The organism is Desulfovibrionales bacterium (assembly GCA_028715605.1).
In the GTDB taxonomy this organism is placed as follows: Bacteria; Desulfobacterota; QYQD01; order QYQD01; family QYQD01; genus QYQD01.
Window position 1 is genome coordinate 377,313 of the sequence record JAQURM010000001.1, and the last position, 19,815, is coordinate 397,127.

General features: G+C 50.9%; 18 protein-coding genes. 10 read left to right on the forward strand and 8 right to left on the reverse strand.

Annotation, left to right across the window (positions count from 1 at the left end):
- Positions 1–449 precede the first annotated feature (449 nt).
- The 3 genes from PHT49_01760 to PHT49_01770 form a co-directional block, all read right to left on the reverse strand.
- Complete coding sequence (locus PHT49_01760; GenBank protein MDD5450607.1) at positions 450–1,850, reverse strand: hypothetical protein; 1,401 nt, start codon at positions 1,848–1,850, stop codon at positions 450–452.
- A 587-nt stretch (positions 1,851–2,437) separates the two neighbouring features.
- Positions 2,438–2,803, reverse strand: coding sequence for a DUF86 domain-containing protein (locus PHT49_01765; protein ID MDD5450608.1), 366 nt, complete (start codon positions 2,801–2,803; stop codon positions 2,438–2,440).
- 13 nt (positions 2,804–2,816) lie between these two features.
- The gene (locus PHT49_01770) at positions 2,817–3,230 is read right to left on the reverse strand and encodes a nucleotidyltransferase domain-containing protein (protein ID MDD5450609.1); all 414 of its coding nucleotides are present in this window, start codon (positions 3,228–3,230) and stop codon (positions 2,817–2,819) included.
- A gap of 373 nt (positions 3,231–3,603) precedes the next feature.
- On the opposite strand from PHT49_01770, the gene PHT49_01775 reads away from it, so the two are divergent.
- The 4 genes from PHT49_01775 to PHT49_01790 all read left to right on the forward strand — a co-directional run bounded on the left by PHT49_01775 (position 3,604) and on the right by PHT49_01790 (position 9,148).
- The gene (locus PHT49_01775; GenBank protein MDD5450610.1) at positions 3,604–4,788 is read left to right on the forward strand and encodes an ABC transporter substrate-binding protein; all 1,185 of its coding nucleotides are present in this window, start codon (positions 3,604–3,606) and stop codon (positions 4,786–4,788) included.
- Between the two features lie 115 nt (positions 4,789–4,903).
- Complete coding sequence (locus PHT49_01780; protein ID MDD5450611.1) at positions 4,904–5,254, forward strand: endonuclease domain-containing protein; 351 nt, start codon at positions 4,904–4,906, stop codon at positions 5,252–5,254.
- A 69-nt stretch (positions 5,255–5,323) separates the two neighbouring features.
- Entirely contained in the window at positions 5,324–7,720 is a 2,397-nt protein-coding gene (locus PHT49_01785; GenBank protein ID MDD5450612.1) for a methyl-accepting chemotaxis protein, read from the forward strand.
- Between the two features lie 123 nt (positions 7,721–7,843).
- Positions 7,844–9,148, forward strand: coding sequence for a substrate-binding protein (locus PHT49_01790; protein ID MDD5450613.1), 1,305 nt, complete (start codon positions 7,844–7,846; stop codon positions 9,146–9,148).
- A gap of 106 nt (positions 9,149–9,254) precedes the next feature.
- Here the strand turns inward: PHT49_01790 and PHT49_01795 are convergent, their stop codons facing one another.
- On the reverse strand, positions 9,255–9,899 hold the full coding sequence (locus PHT49_01795) for a MarC family protein (GenBank protein MDD5450614.1): 645 nt from the start codon (positions 9,897–9,899) through the stop codon (positions 9,255–9,257).
- Positions 9,900–10,292: 393 nt separating this feature from the next.
- On the opposite strand from PHT49_01795, the gene PHT49_01800 reads away from it, so the two are divergent.
- From PHT49_01800 to PHT49_01825, 6 genes are all read left to right on the forward strand, one after another.
- The gene (locus PHT49_01800; protein ID MDD5450615.1) at positions 10,293–11,189 is read left to right on the forward strand and encodes a manganese-dependent inorganic pyrophosphatase; all 897 of its coding nucleotides are present in this window, start codon (positions 10,293–10,295) and stop codon (positions 11,187–11,189) included.
- Between the two features lie 176 nt (positions 11,190–11,365).
- Entirely contained in the window at positions 11,366–11,545 is a 180-nt protein-coding gene (locus PHT49_01805) for a hypothetical protein (protein MDD5450616.1), read from the forward strand.
- Positions 11,546–11,813: 268 nt separating this feature from the next.
- Positions 11,814–12,503, forward strand: a complete 690-nt coding sequence (locus tag PHT49_01810) for a bifunctional precorrin-2 dehydrogenase/sirohydrochlorin ferrochelatase (GenBank protein MDD5450617.1) — start codon at positions 11,814–11,816, stop codon at positions 12,501–12,503.
- 5 nt (positions 12,504–12,508) lie between these two features.
- Positions 12,509–13,336: a c-type cytochrome biogenesis protein CcsB gene (gene ccsB / locus PHT49_01815; GenBank protein ID MDD5450618.1), complete on the forward strand. Its 828-nt coding sequence runs from the start codon at positions 12,509–12,511 to the stop codon at positions 13,334–13,336.
- Positions 13,317–14,627: a glutamyl-tRNA reductase gene (gene hemA / locus PHT49_01820; GenBank protein ID MDD5450619.1), complete on the forward strand. Its 1,311-nt coding sequence runs from the start codon at positions 13,317–13,319 to the stop codon at positions 14,625–14,627. Before ccsB ends, hemA begins: the two co-directional genes overlap by 20 nt.
- 210 nt (positions 14,628–14,837) lie before the next feature.
- Positions 14,838–15,230 (forward strand): hypothetical protein, encoded by a 393-nt coding sequence (locus tag PHT49_01825; GenBank protein MDD5450620.1) that lies wholly within the window; start codon positions 14,838–14,840, stop codon positions 15,228–15,230.
- Between the two features lie 228 nt (positions 15,231–15,458).
- Here the strand turns inward: PHT49_01825 and PHT49_01830 are convergent, their stop codons facing one another.
- From PHT49_01830 to PHT49_01845, 4 genes are all read right to left on the reverse strand, one after another.
- Positions 15,459–15,899 carry a single-stranded DNA-binding protein gene (locus PHT49_01830; protein ID MDD5450621.1) on the reverse strand — a complete coding sequence of 147 codons (441 nt, stop codon included), beginning with the start codon at positions 15,897–15,899 and terminating at the stop codon, positions 15,459–15,461.
- 95 nt (positions 15,900–15,994) lie between these two features.
- The gene (gene lepB / locus PHT49_01835) at positions 15,995–16,591 is read right to left on the reverse strand and encodes a signal peptidase I (GenBank protein ID MDD5450622.1); all 597 of its coding nucleotides are present in this window, start codon (positions 16,589–16,591) and stop codon (positions 15,995–15,997) included.
- 182 nt (positions 16,592–16,773) lie between these two features.
- Positions 16,774–18,573, reverse strand: a complete 1,800-nt coding sequence (gene lepA / locus PHT49_01840; GenBank protein MDD5450623.1) for a translation elongation factor 4 — start codon at positions 18,571–18,573, stop codon at positions 16,774–16,776.
- A gap of 211 nt (positions 18,574–18,784) precedes the next feature.
- Positions 18,785–19,750, reverse strand: a complete 966-nt coding sequence (locus tag PHT49_01845; GenBank protein MDD5450624.1) for an ROK family protein — start codon at positions 19,748–19,750, stop codon at positions 18,785–18,787.
- Positions 19,751–19,815: the final 65 nt, after the last annotated feature.

Sequence of the window (19,815 nt, forward strand, 5' to 3'; positions counted from 1 at the left end):
AACCCCCACCTCCTTTCCTGTGCCCGCCTCTTATCACAAAACAAATGCGGATGACAACAGAAATGTGTCATTCTGTTGTGTTACTTTTCGGCACCTGCGGTTCTAGGGTTAAGCTGTAAAGGACTTGCTATATCTTTTATCCGTCATTCCGTGCTTGACCCCGTATCAAGCAGCCGTAGGGTGGGCATGGCCCACCATCATTGGCGGCGCAGCGTGGTTTCGGTGGGCGGAGCCCACCCTACTTTCAAATCCCCCTTCGCCCCCCTTTACTAAAGGGGGGATAATAAGAGGCACGCCTTTGCGGTGAATAAGCGGTGAACAAAAAAACCGGCCCTGGAGTTAATCCAGGGCCGGTTTTTTATTTACTAACCAGGCCAGATGCCCGGCCTGCAAAATGTCAGTCAGTCAATCTTTTCTTTTACTTCTTACTCCTGTTTTCTGTCTTCTTCCTAGAAGCTCAGTGTCAGGCTGTGGTCGATCTGATAGACGTCATCAGTCCTGACCGTAGCCGAACCGACCTTAAAGAAGTCGCCGGTCCACAGGTAGCCCACGTGCAGCTCATAGGCCAGGTTGCTCATGAGCTGGTACTTCAGACCCAGGTCCAACTCCTTGCCGAATTCATCATCGACGCCGGCAGTGGTCTTGTCCGCATAAGCCACACCCAGAGCGCCGTGCACGGCCAACTCCGGGTTGACCACATAGTCGCCGGAGATCAGATAGACCTGAGCGCCGGTATTTTGTACGCCAGCATCAAGCGCCGTCATAGCGGTACCGTAGCTGCCGGTCTGGCTGGTCAGGATATTGCTGTACGGACCGGTCGCGATGTAGAGCGGCATGAAATCCAGGCCGAAGGGCGTGCCCCGCTCGTCGTCAGTAGTAGCAGCGCTGTTATCATCGCCCGAGCAGAAGGCCGTGGCTAATGCAACTGTGAGCGGGCCTTTCCTCATGCCGGCCGCGGCATAGTAGCCCAGACCATCGTAGTCATAATCCGTGCCGCTATCGGAATCATATTCACCGGCCCGGTACTGGAGTTCGCCCTCGAAGAAGTAGGTGTTCGTGGGGTCGTTCAACTTCAGACAGAAATTGTGGTTGATCTTGTCAATCCTTGCAGTAGCGTCAGATTGCCGGTCACGGTACCAGTCCGGGGCATAGCCGACGTACAGGCCGGGGCAGGCATACTGCAGGATGGCGAAATAACGGTCATGATCCTTATCCGCTTCATTCGTGGTAACACTGCCTTCTACCCGTTTCTCATGGCCGAGGACCATGTTGAAGCCGCTATAATTCGGTGACACATAGACGATGCGGTCGGCATCCAGCTCGGTGTTCCCGAAGGGCAGGAAGAATGTGTAGTTACCGGCCATGCGACCGACCTTCAATGTACCCTTGGGGGTGGCCCACTCGATGTAGGCACGGTTGAAGATGAGGTTGTCCGCGGCAGTATTAAAAGTCGACGGAGTAAGATCGTTGTCTGCCACAGCGCCGGAAGTATTGGTGCTTCCCCACATCTGGTTGTTGAACATGGAGACGCGGGTCACCAGCTTCAGGTTGTCGGCCACCTTAAAGACCGGGTTCAACTGAAGCATGTGGTCCCACCAAGCCTCCGGGTCGTCAGCCTGACCAGTATACTCAGCGCCTGCATCCCAGGGAGTAACAGCGCCACTGTCAGCATTGCTCTGATAGAAGCCGCGCACCCGGTAGTAACCGCTGATGCTCATATCCACGGCCATAGCCGGGAGCACCATAGCGGCCACAAACAAGGCAGCAGCTATAATAATTAGACCTTTCTTCATATCTTTCCTTTCTCCTTTATCCGTTTTTTGTTCACCGCAAAGACGCAAAGAGCGCAAAAAAATAATTTTAAAAATATTTTCCTCCGTGTCTCCGTGTCGTTGTGGCGAAAGGTTTCTTTTTTGATTTTACTTCTGACTTCTGTCTTCTGACTTCTGTCTTCTGATTATTGACTGACTAACACAGGCCGGGCGTCTCGCCCGATTAGTTTTGGTGGGCAAAGCCCACCCTACTGAATTCTGACTTCTGTCTCCTGACTACTGACTAACCTTCACCTCCTTTCATTTAGTCATTGGTCACTTGTCACTGGTCAATAGAAAGATATTAAAAACCAATGACTAGTGACCATTGACCATAACTAAGCAATGCTCATGCCATATCAGCGTATAGCGTATAGCGGGTAGCGAACACTGTGAAATTATTCATATTTTTGAGCTTTCAGCTTTCAGCTTTGAGCTTTCAGCTTCCCATCCCCTGTGGCTTAAAGGACACAATACAATCACCAAACCGCCACATGGCTTGTCTCACGCAAAGGCGCAAAGAACGCAAAGAGAGCCTCATTTTTGGTATCAGACGTAGGGTGGGCTGAGCCCACCATCATCGGCGGCGTAGCGTAGTTTTGGTGGGCTTTGCCCACCCTACGTAGCTAAATGCCTTTGGAAATCTCCTCTATAAATGCAGAAAGGTCCTTAATGGCGGTGGGGATGCTTTTATAGAGGGTGTTGTAGTCGATCTCTTCATATTCGTGGGCCAGAATATTTCTGAGCCCAGCCCCCAAGGCGAGGCCTTTGCTCAACTTTTCACTGATTATCCCGATTTCTCCGGCCCTTAGAAAGGCCGTTCGGTATGATACAGGGGCCGGTTCCCCTCTGATGGAAAGCAGATAGAATATGATATCACTGGCCGTCATTATCAGCAGCTCAAGTATGCGTTCGATTTCGTAATGCCTGTCCATAAAGGTCTCAAAAGTCACGTCCTTATAAGGCAGCAGGTCATCTAAGTATTGCGACATTGAGGCCAGCTTTTTACTCAAGACTTCGGGCGACATCCTTGACCTTTCTTATAAATCTTTTCACGTATTCACGCCGATATTTTCGAAACCTTTCGGTATCCAGATACATTTTCCAGGCCCTAAGCTTCTCCTTTTCAAAGAGGCCGGCGGCGTCTTCATACAGGCATCGGCCTTCCGTAAAAATCCCCCGGAGGAGCACAGGATCTGTATCCGGCGTAAGGATCACTAGGTCTATATCGTCGCTATTCAATAGTTCTCCAAGCTTGTATATAAGGCCGAGCTTATCAACCGCCTGTTCCCGGCAGGGCTTAATGGCCAGATCAAAATCGCTGCCGGGATGCGGCCGCGTTTTAGCCCGTGATCCGAAAAGGATCAGAAGTTCAATATGATTTGCCTTGCATATTTCTTCTACTCTATTTTTATCCATAGTATGGCATGATAGGGGAAAGGGAGAAAATTGTCAATGTTTCACCGCAGAGCACGCAGGGAACGCAGAGAAAAAATAGAAATCTGGGAATCAAAAAATCAGGAATAAAAGTTTTTTCATGAGTTCTTGAGTTCCAAATTTTATTCTTTTTTGCGTTCTTTGCGCCTTGGCGGTGAAAGGGGTTCTGGCGTGAATCTTTTCACGATTATTTTTTTGTTTAAGATTTTTTTATTTTCCCCCGATACAAGTAAACACAGCACTATTAGCAGGCGTAGGGTGGGCTTTGCCCACCATCATTGGCGGCACAGGGCGGTTTCGGTGGGCAAAGCCCACCCTACATGGCTAAAAACTAAAAACAGGGAGGTTTACAGGCATGAAGAAAAGTATCAGGAGGTTTTGGGGGTACAAATTCTGGTTTGTAGCGGCCGTGTTAGCCGGTATAGCTTTCGTCATACCGGCGGCCTGGGCCGAGGATGGGGTGACAGACAGCGAGGTGGTCATTGGACAGTGTGCGGCCCTGGAAGGCCCGGCAGCCGGGCTGGGGACGGGCATGAACGTGGGTATGAAGGCTTGTCTGGATGAGGTCAATGCCAAAGGCGGCATCAATGGACGCAAGATAAAGTTTATAGCCGGCAACGACGGTTATGAACCGGACAAGACCGTGGACTGCACCCTTAACATGATCGAAAACGAAAAGGTCTTTGCCCTGGCCGGCTATGTGGGGACGCCGACCGGCAAGGCCGCCCTGCCTATCGTACAGGAGATGAAGGTCCCCCTGGTGGGACTCTTTACCGGGGCCGGACTACTCCGGAACCCGGTCTCGCGGTATATCATTAATATCCGGGCCTCTTATGACGATGAGACCGAGGCCCTGGTGGAGAGGATAACCAGCGACCTGGGAATAAAGGACATAGCGGTATTTTACCAGGATGACGCCTTCGGGCTGGCCGGTCTGAGCGGGACGGAAAAGGCCCTTAAAAAACGCGGGTTGAAATTGGCTGGTACGGGGACTTTTGCCCGCAATACCGAAGCGGTCAAGGGAGGCCTGGCCGCCGTAATGGCGGCAAAGCCGGGGGCGGTGGTTATGGTCGGCCCCTATAAACCGATCGCAGCCTTTGTGAAAGAGGCCAAGGCCGCCGGGTTTAATCCGGTTCTGGCTACCATTTCGTTTGTCGGCACCGAGAATCTGATAAAGGAGTCAGGCGATGCGGCCAATGGGATCATTATCTCCCAGGTAGTCCCTTCACCGGATGACACCTCTATACCCGTAGTCCGGGATTTCCAGGCAGCGCTTAAAAAGTCCTTCCCCAATGAGGCGCCCTCCTATGTCAGATTAGAAGGGTATGTAACCGCCCGGGTGCTTACTACAGCTTTAGAAAAGGCCGGCGCGGCCCTTACCCGGGAAGGATTGATCGACACTATTGAGTCTATGTCCAATACGGACATCGGCGGTATGAGTGTATCTTTCAGCAAGGATAACCATCAGGGATTAAACAAGGTCTATATGACCCAGGTGGGTGGTGGAAAGGCCAAGCCGGTGGCCAAGGTGTCTAAATAGTCAATAGTCATTGGTCACTGGTCATTCATAAAATCTCCCCTGACCCTTCTTTTACAAAGAGGGGGATAAAGTAACCCCCTTTGGAAAAGGGGGGCTGGGGGGATTTTATGAACAAATGCTTCCTTATGATAAACAGCTAAAGCCGTTATCCCAACAGCTGAGGAAACATATGACGGCTGCGAAAAATCTGCTTTGGTCGAAACTGAGACGGAAGCAGTTGAAAGGGTATCAATTTTATCGGCAAAAGACTATCGGAAAGTACATTGTCGATTTTTACTGTCCCAAGGCACATCTGGTGATAGAGCTTGATGGCAGTCAACATTATTCTGAAATCGGAAAAGAAAAAGACAGCATACGAGATGATGTTCTCACAAAGATGGGGATTAAGGTTCTCAGATTTTCAGATAGGGAGATATTTAAAAACATCGATGGCCTTATGGAAGAAATTTGGAGTCATTTATTATGACCTAGTCATTGGTCATTAATTCCATTGACCAGTGACCAATGACCGGTGACTCTCTTATAGGAGACAAAAATGACCATTAAAAGAAAGCTTTTCCTCTTGGTAGCCCTGCTCCTCGTGGCCGTGGCCGGGGTGGGTACGGTGGGCTTTTTTGCCGTGCGCATGGTAAGCGGCAAAATCTACTATCTGACCCGGGAGTCGTCACCCCTCCAGGTAAAGATGGTCAATCTCCAGCAGGGGTTTGAAAAGGTGGCGGCCAACTTTACGCAGATGGCCCTGACTACTTCAGCAGCGGAACTTGCCGCGATTCGTAAGGATACGGATAAGGCATTATCCCAGGTCAATGCCACAGTTCAAGGTCTGACCAAATTAAAGGCGGGTATCGATGAGAAGGTGGTCGAGGACATAGAAAAAGCCTATAAACAATTGACTATTATGGGCGAAGAAAGGCTGCAATGTATGAATAAGGTGGCCGCGGCCAATGAGCAGCTCCGGTCGGGCATTGCCGGGGTGGTCGGGGAGGTCGGAAGGCTCGATGCCGCCATGCAAAGAATGCAAAAGGATAGTTATGCCTCGGTTGAAAAATCCAAAGAGGCGAGCCTGAAGGCCAATACCCTCATTAAGCGAATGCTGGTAATTCAAGAAAGGTTAAGCAGCGTCAAGACATTGATTATGCAGGTAGATATGATATTCAATCGCTTCAAGCTGAACCCGCTTAAAGATAAGATGCGGGCTGAGGTGGATAGGATGCGGGCTGAGGCAGACGGCATGGAAATGGCCATTGGAAAGGGTGGATTGGCCGGTCAGATAAAGGAATTCGTTGAGGAAATAGAAAAGGGATTTTCAGGGGATGCCGGACTCCTCGCCACCCGAGCCAGCATAATCGCTGATCCAACGTCTGATGCGCTCAGCCAGGCGTATGAGAAAAAAAGCGGAGAGATGACAAAGAAAATTGAGGGGCTCGGCAACAAACTTGCCGGCGAAATAGATAAATTAGATCTGGTTGTTCCCCAGGAAAACCAGAAGATGGGCAACTCCATTCGTCTGGTTACCTCGGTAGGGCAGATATCAGGTGCCAGCGCAAATATAGCCATTCTGGCCCGAACCATAGAAAGTACCTCCAAACAGATTATGCTGGCCGGTTCTGCTGACGAGGCAGGCAATCTGAGGACCAGGCTGGAGGGACAGTTTGCGGCAGTGGCGAGAGAGCTGGGCGGTATTAGAAACGGCCTTGGTTCCATAAGGGCCGGGGCTCAGGCGGCAACGGTAAAGAATGTTGAATCGGCTTTTGCCGGCATGCGGGGGTTATTGTTGAGCAAAGACGGCATCCTGGATCAGATCTTAAAGAATCTGGCCACCCAGGCCCGTTCTGCCCAGATATTCAGCGAAGCGAAAAAGTTGATTGAAAGGATTGGCCAGGCCAGCGCCGAGAAGACGCGCTCGGCTGAAGCCGGCCAGGAGAAGGCGGTGGAGGCCGTGGAAAAGGTGGCAGCCATGACCACTACGGCCTTGGCCATTGCCGGTATCATCTCCATAGCTTTTGGCATTATTGTGGGCGGCTGGATCAGCCGGTCCATTAATACCTATTTAGAAAGGGTTATTTCCGGATTGAACGATTCTTCGGGACAGGTTTCCTCTGCCGCCGGAGAGGTCTCCGGGGCCTCGCAACAACTGGCCGAAGGGGCCTCGGAACAGGCCGCAGCCCTGGAACAGACCTCGGCCTCTCTCGAAGAGATAACGAGCATGACCAAGCAAAATGCGGACAATGCCCAACAGGCCAACATGCTCATGGAAGAGTCAAAGCAGGTCGTAGAAAAGGCCAATAGTTCCATGTCCCAGATGAGTACTTCTATGCACAACATTTCTGCTGCAGGTGAGGAAATCGGTAAAATTATCAAGACCATCGATGGCATCGCTTTTCAGACCAACCTCCTGGCGCTCAATGCCGCAGTCGAGGCGGCGCGGGCCGGCGAGGCCGGTATGGGATTTGCCGTAGTGGCGGAGGAGGTAAGGAATCTGGCTAAGCGGGCGGCCGAAGCGGCAAAGAATACCAGCAACCTGATTGAAGATGTGATTCAAAAGATAGCAGAGGGTTCCGGCCTGGTCAGCGGTACGGAAGCTGACTTCCGGGAAGTGGCTGCCAGCGCCAAAAAGGTCGCTAATCTGGTGGCAGAGATAGCGGCCGCCTCCCGCGAGCAAAGCCAGGGAATGGACCAGATAAGCAATGCCTTGGGTCAAATGGACCAGGTAGTGCAAAAGAATGCGGCCAATGCCGAGGAGACCGCTTCTGCCTCCGAAGAATTGAACGCCCAGGCCCATACCCTGCAAGATTATGTAGATCAACTGTCCGAATTGGTTGGTGGAAAGAATATAAAGAGCATGGAGGGGGGCGAAGAGCCGGACGATTCTCCCAGGGCATCATTTGTTAATAAATTGCCCGGCATACGCAAGCTGAATTCCGGCGCATGATTGTTTAATCTCATTCGGGTCTAATTCCCCGCAGCTTGCTGCGATAGAAATGTTAAACCCTTAGATAGATACCCCGCTGCTTGCGGCGGGGAGCTTCATTAAAATGAGACTAAGGAGGAAGTAATGTTTAAAGGAATTTTTAAACGATTAGGCCGGGTTCTGATGATCTCCTCGATCACCGGGCTGTTTCTGGCCAACACCCTGTCTGTTTCCCTGGCCGGGGCCGATGCGGTGAAGATTGGTTTGAACTATCCTGTAAGCGGGCCGTATGCGATTGAGGGTCTGGATCAGTTACGTGCCGCGGAACTCGCTGCGGAGGAGATTAATGCAGCCGGGGGCATCCTGGGAAAGCAGATAGAGCTTATAAAACGCGACTCCATGTCAAAATCGGATATCACCACCAAAAACGTTACCGAGTTGATCGACCAAGAAGGCGTGAAGATGGTATTCGGTGGGTCTTCAAGCGCTGTAGCCATAGCCGCGGCCAAGGTCTGCCAGGAAAAAGGCATCCCATTCTTCGGGACCCTCACCTATTCCAATGAGACTACGTGCGAAGAAGGGCATCGCCATACCTTCCGCGAGTGCTACGACGCGTGGATGGGGGCCAAGGCCATATCCAAATACTTAAAGGAAAATTTTGCGGGAAAGAAATATTTTTACATTACCGCTGATTACACCTGGGGTTGGACTACTGAGGCCTCTGTGAGAAAACTCAGCGGCACCGAGGATACATCGGTGCACAAAGGGGTGAAGATCCCGTTTCCAGGGGCCACACTGGAGCATTTTACCAAGGCCCTCAACATCGCCCGGATGATAAAGCCCGATGTCCTGGTATTGGTCCTTTTTGGCCGGGACATGTCCTCAGCCATCCAGATTGCGACAACCATGGGACTGAAAAAGGATTGCCAGATAGTAGTCCCGAATCTCACCCTGGGCATGGCCGAGGCCGGCGGTCCCAAGGTCATGGAGGGCGTGATTGGATCTGTTCCCTGGACCTGGAAGATTCCATACAAGCACAATTACCAAAGGGGAAAAGAGTTTGTAGAGAAGTTTGCCGCTAAATACGGCCGTTATCCCAGCACTTCGGGCGCTTCGGCCTATACAATTCTATACGAATACAAGGGAGCTGCGGAGAGGGCCAAGGGCTTTGATTCACCCGGGGTGATCAAGGCGATCGAGGGTCACGAGTACACGCTATTGAAGGATAAGCAGATATGGCGCGACTTTGATCACCAGTCCGTGCAAACGGTCTATGCCGTCAGGTGCAACCCGGAAGCGGTGGTGGTCGCGGACAAGTACAAATTGGATTATTTTGAGATACTGAGCAGTCTGCCGGGTGAAGAGGCGGCGCGCACCCGCGAGGACTGGAACGCAGCGCGGCAAGCCGCAGGCAAACCAACCAGTTTGGAGCGCTTGCCGGGAGAATAGACCATTAAGAAATTTCGTCCCAACCGAGTGTCGGGTAGCCAGCGCTTAGCCGGTCTGGCTACCCGACAACCATTCATACATAGACTTTCTCACGTAGGCAACTATTTCAGGAAAACAGGCGCGGGAACATACCCCGAATCCCGCTGACTACTATCTCTACGGCAATGACGGCCAGGATAAGTCCCATGACCCGGGTCAGGATATTTACCCCGGACCTGCCCAGCACCCGCGCCATGGAAACCGACCGGGAAAAGATAACATAAGATATAAGACTGGTCAGCAGACTGGATAGTATTATAAGAAGCTTGGGCGTCCAGCCTTCGTGCTCGCTGCCGAGCACAATAACCGTAGTGATGGCCCCGGGGCCGCTCAGCATGGGGATGGCCAGAGGGACGACCGCGATATCTTCCTTTTCCACGCCTTCTTCCTCCTCTTCCGGGCTGATGCGGATGCGGGCGGGTTTGACCTGGAGCATCTGAATTGCCACCATAAAGAGGATGATGCCGCCGGCTATGCGGAAGGCCGGAACGGTTACGCCGAAAAAACGGAGGATATGGTGCCCCCCGAAGGTAAAGGCAGCCAGGACAACGAAACAGGTCGCGCAGGCCTTAAAGGCCGTAGCCCGGCGTTTTTCCGGGGGATCTCCCTCCGTCATGGTAATGAAGATAGATATGTTGGCCAGGGGATTAACGATGACAAAGATGGAGACGAAGCTGGCTATAAAGAATTTGGCAAGGGCAGAGATGTCCATTTGTTGTATGATAGCCTTATTTCTTTAAAATCTCAAATCTGAAATTTCAAATCTCGTAACATCTGTCCAAAATAAGATTTTTAAAATCTCCCCTGACCCTTCTTTTCCAAAGAGGGGGATGTAAATGCCCCCTTTTTCAAAGGGGGAGGTGTTTCGCCTCCCTTTGGAAAAGGGGGGTCGGGAGGGATTTAAGAATACCTTTTCAAACAGATAACCTGTTACGAAATCTCAAAATACGGAGCGACATCTTCCGGTAAGACCATTAAAACGAAAGTGAATAGCGCTTCATTTTATCCTTGACAAAGATACCGCCTAACTATTATGATTGTCCTTCAATTGTTGTCTTTTCGAAGACGTAAAAAATAAACTAAATAATATGGAGGACAGAAGAAGATGGCAGATGTATACGTAATAGGTCATAAGAGTCCGGATACGGATACGGTATGTTCGGCAATCGCTTACGCCAAGATAAAGGGCTATACCCCGGCCACCCTGGGGCCGATCAACGAGGAGACCGCATTTGTGCTCAAGACGTTCGGTGTGCCTGTGCCGGGGGAACTGGGCAGCGCCGAGGGCAAGAAGCTTGTGTTGGTGGACCATAACGAGGCCAGCCAGTCTCCGGATGACGTCGCTAAAGCGGAAATCATTGAGATTATCGATCATCACAAAATGAATTTTTCCAATCCCAACCCTATTGCCATCCTGGTAGAGCCGGTAGGCAGCACGGCCACCATTCTGGCCAAGAAATACAAGGATGTTGTGGCCAAGGATAAGGCTTTGGCCGGTATCCTGCTGGGTGCGCTCCTTTCCGATACCGTAGTCTTTAAGTCGCCCACTACCACCCAGGAAGACAAGGACGTGGCTGCCGTACTGGCCAAGATAGCCGGTATCGACGACATGACGAAGTTTGGCATTGATGTAAAGAAGGCCAAGGCCAATATAGCGGATAAGTCGATTAAAGACGTTATCTTTGCCGACTATAAGAATTTTGATTTTGCCGGTAAAAAAGTCGGCATCGGCCAGACCGAGGTCGTGGATCTGACCGATGTTTACAACCGCGCCTCCGAGGTCACGAAATTCCTGAACGATCTGAAGGCCAAAGAGGGCTATGAGATGGTCATCTTTGTCGCCACGGATATCATAAAGGAAGGCTCCGAGCTGTATTTTGCAGGCGATAAGGCCAAGATTGAAAAGGCCTTTAATACTAAGGTAGAGGGCGCTTCAGTATATATCCCCGGCCTTATGTCCCGTAAGAAACAGGTCGTGCCGGTAGTAGAAAAGGTATTCTAAATCGGCGTCGGAAGTTATTGGGTAAAGGGATGCCCTTTCCGGGGCATCCCTTTACTTATTTTTATGGTCGCAGACGTAGGGTGGGCTTTGCCCACCATCATTGGCGACGCCGCGTGGTTTCGGTGGGCGGAGCCCACCCTACATGACTACTCGCTATGCGCTAAACGCTAATAATTATGGATGCATCTAAGTTAAGGATACTTCTCATGCGATTGATACTGTCCGGTATCTTCGCCATCGTCTTTTCACGCCTTTTTTCCTTCCTGCGAAAAGGCCCCTGGGCTGTAGTGGGGATGACCGCAGCCCTGCTGGGTCTTGTCTACCTGCTTGACTATGCCCGCAAAAAAGACAAGTAAGTCAGATTCACCGCAAAGGCGCAAAGCTATAAATCCGAAATCCTAATATCGAAATCCGAAACAAATCCGAAATCAAAATGCTCAAATGACCGAAACATAATTGTTTAGAATTTTGGATTTTGGTCATTTGGTATTGTTTAGGATTTCGTGCTTCGAGTTTCGAATTTTCCTCTCTTGTGTCCTCTGCCTCTTTGCGGTGAGGGAAAAATCTTGCCTAAGCTTCCGATTATTGTTACATTACTAGCTTAAGTCAGACTTTGACTAAGAAATGGGCGGTGAACATTTGCGGTATTATCCCATAAACCTGGATATTAAGGATAAACAATGCCTGGTAATCGGCGGCGGTAAGGTTGCGGAAAGGAAGGTCGAGACCCTGCTCTCATGCGGCGCCATGGTCAGGGTCATAAGTCCGGAACTTACTCCTTATCTCCAGGGATTGGCCGGAGAAAAGAGAATAACACATACGGCACGGGGCTATCAGACTGGAGACTTGAACGGGGTGTTTTTAGTGGTGGCCTGCACAGACGACCCGGTCATTAATACAGCAGTCAGCAGCGCGGCACAGGAGAAAAATATCCTCTGTAATATTGTGGACAAGCCGAACCTGTGTAATTTCATAGTTCCTTCTATGGTGGCAAGAGGCGATCTCTTGATTGCCATCTCCACCGCGGGCAAAAGCCCGGCCCTGGCGAAAAAACTGCGCCGGGAGCTGGAAGATGCCTATGGCCGGGAATATGCCGATTTTCTCAGGCTTATGGGGGCCATCAGGCCCAGGGTGCTGGCTATGGGCCGGCCGCAGTCTGAAAACGAGGCCATTTTCAACCGGATGGTCTATTCAGAGATCCTGGACTGGATTCGGGACGGTGACCTGGTACGCATTGACCGCTTTTTGCAAGAAGTCCTGGGGCCGGAATTCGAACTGGCAAACCTTAAGGTAGAGCTAAAAGCTAAAAGCTAAGAAAAATGAACGTCATCCTTTTTAAACTGACCTTATTGTTATACCTGGCGGCTACGGCAGGTTACCTGGTCTATATAATCTCTCAACAAAGGCCGGCCGCCCGGGTAGCCATGGGCGTGGCCATCGCCGGCTTCTTTCTCCATACCGCCACCATCGTAGTCCGCTATTATGAAGCGGGTTACGCCCCGGTAACGAACCTGCACGAGTCTCTCTCGTTTTTTGCCTGGGCGCTGGTAGGCAGTTACCTCTACATTCACCAGCGGTACAAGGTGAAGAATCTGGGCGCCTTTGCTGCGCCGATAGCCGCTCTTTCCATGATCGCCTCTTCCACCCTTCCCAAGAAAATAATAGCCTTACCCCCGGTGCTCAAAAGTTATTGGCTGCCTGTTCATGCTACGGTTTATTTTTTTGCCTACGGAATTCTGGCCGTGGCTGCCTGTGCCGGTATCATGTATTTGATTCAGGAACGCCAGATCAAGAAAAAGAAGCTCGGGGCCTTTTATCAGCGCCTACCCTCTTTGGAGGTTCTGGATGCCATAAATTACCGCTGCCTGACCATCGGGTTTCCGCTTCTGACCGTGGGCATACTAACCGGCTCGCTCTGGGCCGAGCAGGCCTGGGGTGCGCATTGGCAGTGGGATCCCAAGGAAACATGGTCTCTCGTCACCTGGCTTTTTTATGCGGCCCTTCTTCATGAACGCCTGACCGTAGGCTGGCGGGGGAGACGGGCGGCCATCATGGCCATCATCGGCCTGGGGGCATTGCTTTTTACATTCCTCGGGGTTTCGCTGCTGCTCAAAGGATTACATACTTATGCCGGATGGGGCGTTTAATCTGAGTATAGTTCTGATCGGTCTCAATCATGAGACAGCGCCGGTTGAGATCAGGGAACGCCTGACTTTCGGCGGCGACCGGGAACTGCCTTTTACCCTGATACGCAGGATGCCATTCATCAGGGAATTCATATTTCTTTCCACATGCAACCGTGTAGAAGTCCTGATAACCACCCCTGATCCGGCGAATGCGGAAATGGAGATAAAAAAGGTCTTTACCGAGTCAAACGGCATCTCCCTCGGCGACTTCGAACGCTGCCTGTACATTTATCATGAAGAAGAGGCCGCCAAGCATTTGTTCCGGGTAGCGGCCAGCCTGGATTCCATGGTTTTAGGCGAACCACAGATACTTGGCCAGATCAAAGACGCCTACCGCCAGGCCACAGACCAGAAGACCTCCGGCGTCATACTCAACCGCCTCCTGCACAAGACCTTTTCTGTGGCTAAGCGTGTGCGCACCGAGACCGGCATTTGCAGCCATGCCGTTTCGATAAGCTTTGCGGCGGTCGAACTGGCCCGGAAGATATTTGCGGATTTGAAAGGGAAACGGGCCATGTTGATCGGAGCCGGCGAGATGGCCGAACTGGCCTCTGAGCACCTTATTTCCAATGGCGTGGCAGAGATCGTGGTGGCCAACCGGACCCTGGAGCGGGCTATAGAGCTGGCGCAAAAGTTTAAGGGCCGGGCCATTTCCCTGGATGAGGTATATGACCAACTGTCAAATGTGGACATCATAATAAGCTCCACCGGCGCGCCGGGGCTGGTAATTAATTATGATAATGTAAAGAGCGTCATGCGGGCCCGTAAGAACCGGCCGTTGTTCCTTATTGATATTGCCGTTCCCAGGGATATTGACCCGCGCACCAATGAGATAGATAATGTTTATCTCTATGATATAGACGACTTGAAGGGAATCATAGAGCTGAATAAGGCCGAAAGGCAAAAGGAAGCCCTGCGGGCTGAAAGGATTGTCGAAGAAGAGGTCATTAAATTTAGGCATTGGCTCCAGACGCTGGATATTACACCCATAATAGTATCCTTACGTGAAAAGGCAGAGCAGATCAGGCTCAAAGAGTGCCGGAAGACCCTCTCCAATATGGGTCCCCTGACCCCGGAACAGGAACAGGCTGTTCATGTCCTGACCGCTTCTATCATCAACAAAATGCTCCACGATCCTATCACCTATCTCAAAGGGAAAAGCGGCCGCGAGCATAAGGATATCTATCTTGATTTTGCCCGCCGGATATTTAACCTTAATGGTGAACCGACAGATATAGAGGAGGAGCAATGAGTTGCGAGTTGCGGGTTACGAGTTTTTTTAACCCGAAACCCGTTCGGCTAATTAATGAGTGATGGGTTGGAGTGAATGTCATTAGTCATTAGTCATTGGTTAAGCGGGGAGATCGTCCCTTTTACCAGTGACAAGTGACTATTGACCAATGACTTCTTCCTGTGACCAGTGACGTCGCCTGTAGATATGGCAGGGAGGGAGATTAATAACATGGCGGACATAATCGATATAGAGGAAAGATTAAAACATGAGAAGAAGAAAAAGGATGAGATAGAGAGGATAAAAAAGGTCTCTTTGCTCAAAAAGTTCATCGAATGTACCCAATGCATGCTTAAGTGCGCCAAATGTGGTGTACAAATGGATCTGCCGGAAGCGGTGAATCGGGATATCAGTATCCCCTTCCGCTTCTGCTCGAATTGCCAGGAAGAATATGAGGAATATATAAAACGCCAGCTCGGGCAGGGAACTCCTTCTTATTACTGGTACAATGAAAAATGGATGGATATCTGGCGGCACTGGATAGAGTATCAAAATGCCGTATTAGGCTACAAAGAAACCGAAGAGTTCAAACGACTCCTCAGAGAACTGCAGGTCGATAAGTAGCCCTTATCACCTAAAACTTCAAATTTGAGATTTGGTACCAGCTTAGCTGTTTGAAAAAGTATTTTAAAATCCCTCCCAACCTCCCTTTTCCAAAGGGAGGGGGAACACTTCCCCCTTTGAAAAAGGGGGATTAAGGGGGATTTTTGAAGCGCTATTTTCTGGACGACTAGCTCTTTTCAAACAGCTAAGGTGTTACAAACTTTTAACTTTTGCAACTTTTGTAACTTCTTAAAATGGTATATCGTCATCCGGCCCCGGGCCGAGTTCAGGTCCAGTATCTGTCGTTAAATCCGCCGAGGGCGTGGCCGTCGTTCCCTCACCTGATCCGGGCTGACGTCCGGCCGGGCCGAGCATCTGCATATTGCCGGCTATAATCTCAGTAGCCCATCTCTTGTTGCCGTCTTTATCATCCCAGGAACGTGTCTGCAGGCGGCCTTCGATATAGACCTGTTTCCCTTTAGCCAGGTATTCCCCACATATCTCCGCCAGCCTCCCATAAGCTACAATTCTGTGCCACTCAGTGCGTTGTTCCCGCTGTCCTTCCTTATTGGTGCGATTTTCTGTGGTGGCCAGGCGGAAGTTAGTCACTGCCAAACCCCCCGGCGTATAACGCACCTCGGGATCGGCCCCAAGATTACCTACCAGGATAACTTTGTTGATACCTGCCATTTTGTCCTCCTTTTATGGCTATCAGCATTCAGCTAAAAATAGAAAGATTTCTCATCCCGCTGACTGCTGACGGCTAATCGTTGATTGCTAATAACTTAGTGTATGGTTTTTCCAAAGCGCTTCCAGCGGACACCGAAGTTTTCACTATCCCACGACCAGTAAACGATAAATGCCTTTCCCTTGACATCCTTCAGGTTAACAGGCCCCCAAAACCTGCTGTCATAGCTCTGATCCCGATTATCTCCCATAACGAAGATAGAATTGGAAGGGACGATATAAGGGCCAAAGTTATCGCGTGGTCCGCCTATGGCGGAGGACAGCACGTCGCCGTCGGTGTGCATGGTATAGTTATCCGGCATGGGCTGTCCATTTATATGAACCTTTTTGTTTATAATCTGGACGCAATCGCCCTCCGTCCCAACGACCCGCTTTATAAAGTCCTTGTCGCGATCAACCGGGTAGATAAAAACCACCACATCGCCTCGCTCCGGCTTCTCCAGCGGGATAAGAGTGCTTCCGGTGAACGGGTTCTTTATCCCATAGATAAACTTGTTCACCAATATATGGTCTCCTATGAGGAGATTGGGTTTCATGGAGCCGGAAGGTATCTTGAATGCCTGTACTACAAACGTCCGGATTAACATGGCCAGGACAAAGGCAATAACAATAGCCTCAACGTATTCCCTGGTCATGGCCTTCCAATCTTTTTTAGTGTCGTTTTTTACCTTCTGCAAACGAATCCTCCTTGTAAATTAGCCGTCAGCACTCAGCAATCAGCTTTCAGACGTAGGGTGGGCTTTGCCCACCATCATTGGCGGCGTAGCGTAGTTTTGGTGGGCGGAGCCCACCCTACATAGCTGAAAGCTTCTCTATTTTACACCTTCAACACAGACAGAAACGCCTCCTGCGGAATTTCCACCTGGCCGACCTGTTTCATCCTCTTTTTACCTTCTTTTTGTTTTTCGAGCAACTTTCTCTTTCGGGTTATGTCGCCGCCATAGCACTTGGCCGTAACATTTTTGCGCAGAGGCACGACGCGTTCGCGGGCAATGACTTGGCTGCCTATAGCGGCCTGGATGATGACCTCAAACATCTGGCGCGGAATAACCTCTTTCAGCTTCTCGGCTAACTGCCTGCCACGGTGGTAGGCCCGGTCCTTGTGGGCAATGGTAGAAAGGGCATCCACCGGGAGCTTATTAATAAGGATATCCAGCTTGACCAGCGGTGACGGCCTGAAATCCAGAAATGTGTAATCGAGAGAGGCATAGCCGCTGGTTACGGACTTCAGCCGGTCGTAAAAGTCAAGCACCATCTCGCTAAAGGGGATTTCATAAGAAAGCAGCACCCGGGCTTCAGTGATAAACTTGAGATCCTTTTGAATCCCTCTTTTGCCTTCACAAAGCGTGATCACCCCTCCTACGTATTCAGCCGGGGTATAGATATCCGCCCGTATAAAAGGCTCCTCAATGATCTCGATATCCTGTGCCGGCGGTAACTTGCTGGGATTGTCCACCATCTTTACCTGCCCCTTTTTGTCTGTGACGCGATAAACCACGGAAGGGGCGGTGCTGATTAGAGAAAGGCCGTATTCGCGTTCCAGCCTTTCCTGTACAATCTCCATATGTAAAAGTCCGAGGAATCCGCATCGAAAACCGAATCCCAGCGCCAATGAGGTCTCCGGCTCGTAATTGAAAGAGGAGTCGTTTAACCAAAGCCTTTCCATGGCTTCCCGGAGCGTGTCATATTGGCCGGGATCTGTTGGAAAGAGCCCGCAAAAGACCATGGGCTTGACTACTTTGAATCCCGGCAGGGCGCTGGATGTCGGCCGCTGGGCCCCGGTGATAGTATCACCGATCTTGGTATCACGCACCCCCTTGATGCCGGCCATGATGAACCCTACTTCGCCGGCCTTGAGCTCCGAAACCTCTCCGGCGAAAGGCATAAAATTACCGACCTTGGCCACCTCATAGACCTTTTCCGTGGCCATGATCTTTATCATATCACCTTTTTTAACTGTACCCTCGTACACCCGGACGAGAACGACTGCGCCTTGGTAGGAATCAAACCAGGAATCAAAGATGAGGGCCTTAAGAGGGGCCGCGGGATCGCCCTCAGGCGGCGGGACGCGTTTTACAATGGCCTCCAGTATCTCGACGGTGCCTATGCCCTCTTTGGCGCTGGCCATGATGGCATCCTGACAGTCGAGGCCGATTATATTTTCTATTTCCCGTTTAACCCTTTCCGGCTCGGCGCTGGGCAGGTCAATCTTATTTAAGACCGGGATAATTTCCAGATTATTATCCAGCGCCAGATAAACATTGGCCAGGGTCTGGGCCTCCACTCCCTGACTGGCATCCACGACCAATAAGGCCCCCTCACAGGCTGAGAGGCTACGGGATACTTCATAAGTAAAATCCACGTGGCCCGGTGTATCTATCAGGTTCAGCATGTAGGTTTTCCCGTCTTTGGCCTGATAATTCAGACGCACTGTCTGGGCCTTGATGGTTATGCCCCTTTCCCTTTCCAGATCCATCTTGTCCAGGAACTGAGAAACCATTTCCCGGGCGGAGACTGCGCCCGTATATTCCAGCAGCCTGTCCGCCAGGGTGGATTTGCCATGGTCGATGTGGGCGATAATGCAGAAGTTGCGTATGTTATCTATAGTGAATGTCATTAGTCACTGGTAAAAGTCGATTTCTCACGCAAAGGCGCAAAGACCGCGAAGTAAAAATGAAAATCTGGAAATCAAGTCGTGCCTGAGGTCGTGCCAGAGGCAGATCCGCTGGGGCGAAAAATCAGGAATAAAAGATTTTTTCATGAGTTCATGAGTTCCAAATTTTATTCTTTTTGCGTCCTTGGCGGCTTTGCATGATATGTTGAACCTTTTACGAGTTCATCAATTTTGACTCTTTATTAAAAACAGTGGCGGCCGCACCGATAATCCCGGCTGCGTCCTTCAATGCCCAAGGGAAAACAGGCGCCTCCGGCCTTGTCCCAGGCATAACCCGCCGGGCATACTCCGTGCGCAAAGGCCCTATAAAAAGATCCCAGGCATCGGAAACGCCTCCGCCAATAATGATGGCCTCGAGGCAGAGTAGATTCATTACGCCGGCTATGGCCACACCCAGGGCCTTACCCAACTCGGCAAAAAGCTCTAAGGCCCACGGGTCTCCCTGCCCGGCCAGATCTGCGATGAGACGGGCGGAAAGCGCGCCCGGATCAGAAGCGATCCTTTGCGCTAATAACCCCTTTTCCCCTTCTTCAAGACCCTCGCGTGCCATGCGGATGAGGCCGGTGGCCGAGGCCACGGTCTCCAGGCAGCCATAATTACCACAGTTGCACCGAGATCCATGTCGATCGATGGTCAGATGCCCTATCTCGCCGGCCGTGCCACACCCGTGCCATATCTCATTGCGGAGTATTAATCCTCCTCCTACGCCGGTGCCCAGTGTTATACACAAAAAATTTTCGTATCCACGGCCGGCGCCCCGCCACTTTTCCCCAAAAGCGATAAGATCGGCATCGTTATCTACCAGAACAGGCCGCCCAAGCCGCGTTTGCATTATCTCACCCAGCGGGATGTAGTCCCAACCCGGCAAATTAGGTGAGAAGCGGACGATACCTTTTATATGATCTACGGCGCCGGCTATACCTACTCCGATACCAGCAACCGTCCCCGGCGCCTCCTCGATTACCCCGGAGACGGTTGATACTACCCGGTCAATAAGTTTATGCGGCCCCAGGTGACTTTCAGACGCAAATTTTTTAATAATACCATATTGTCCGGTTTCATCAACTACAGCCAGACGAAAATGGGTCCCGCCAATATCCACGCCTACGGCATAGGGCATAATTATATCTCCTGATCCGAATAATCCGTTTTGTCAAAAAATTAACCACAGATCCCCCAGGCCCG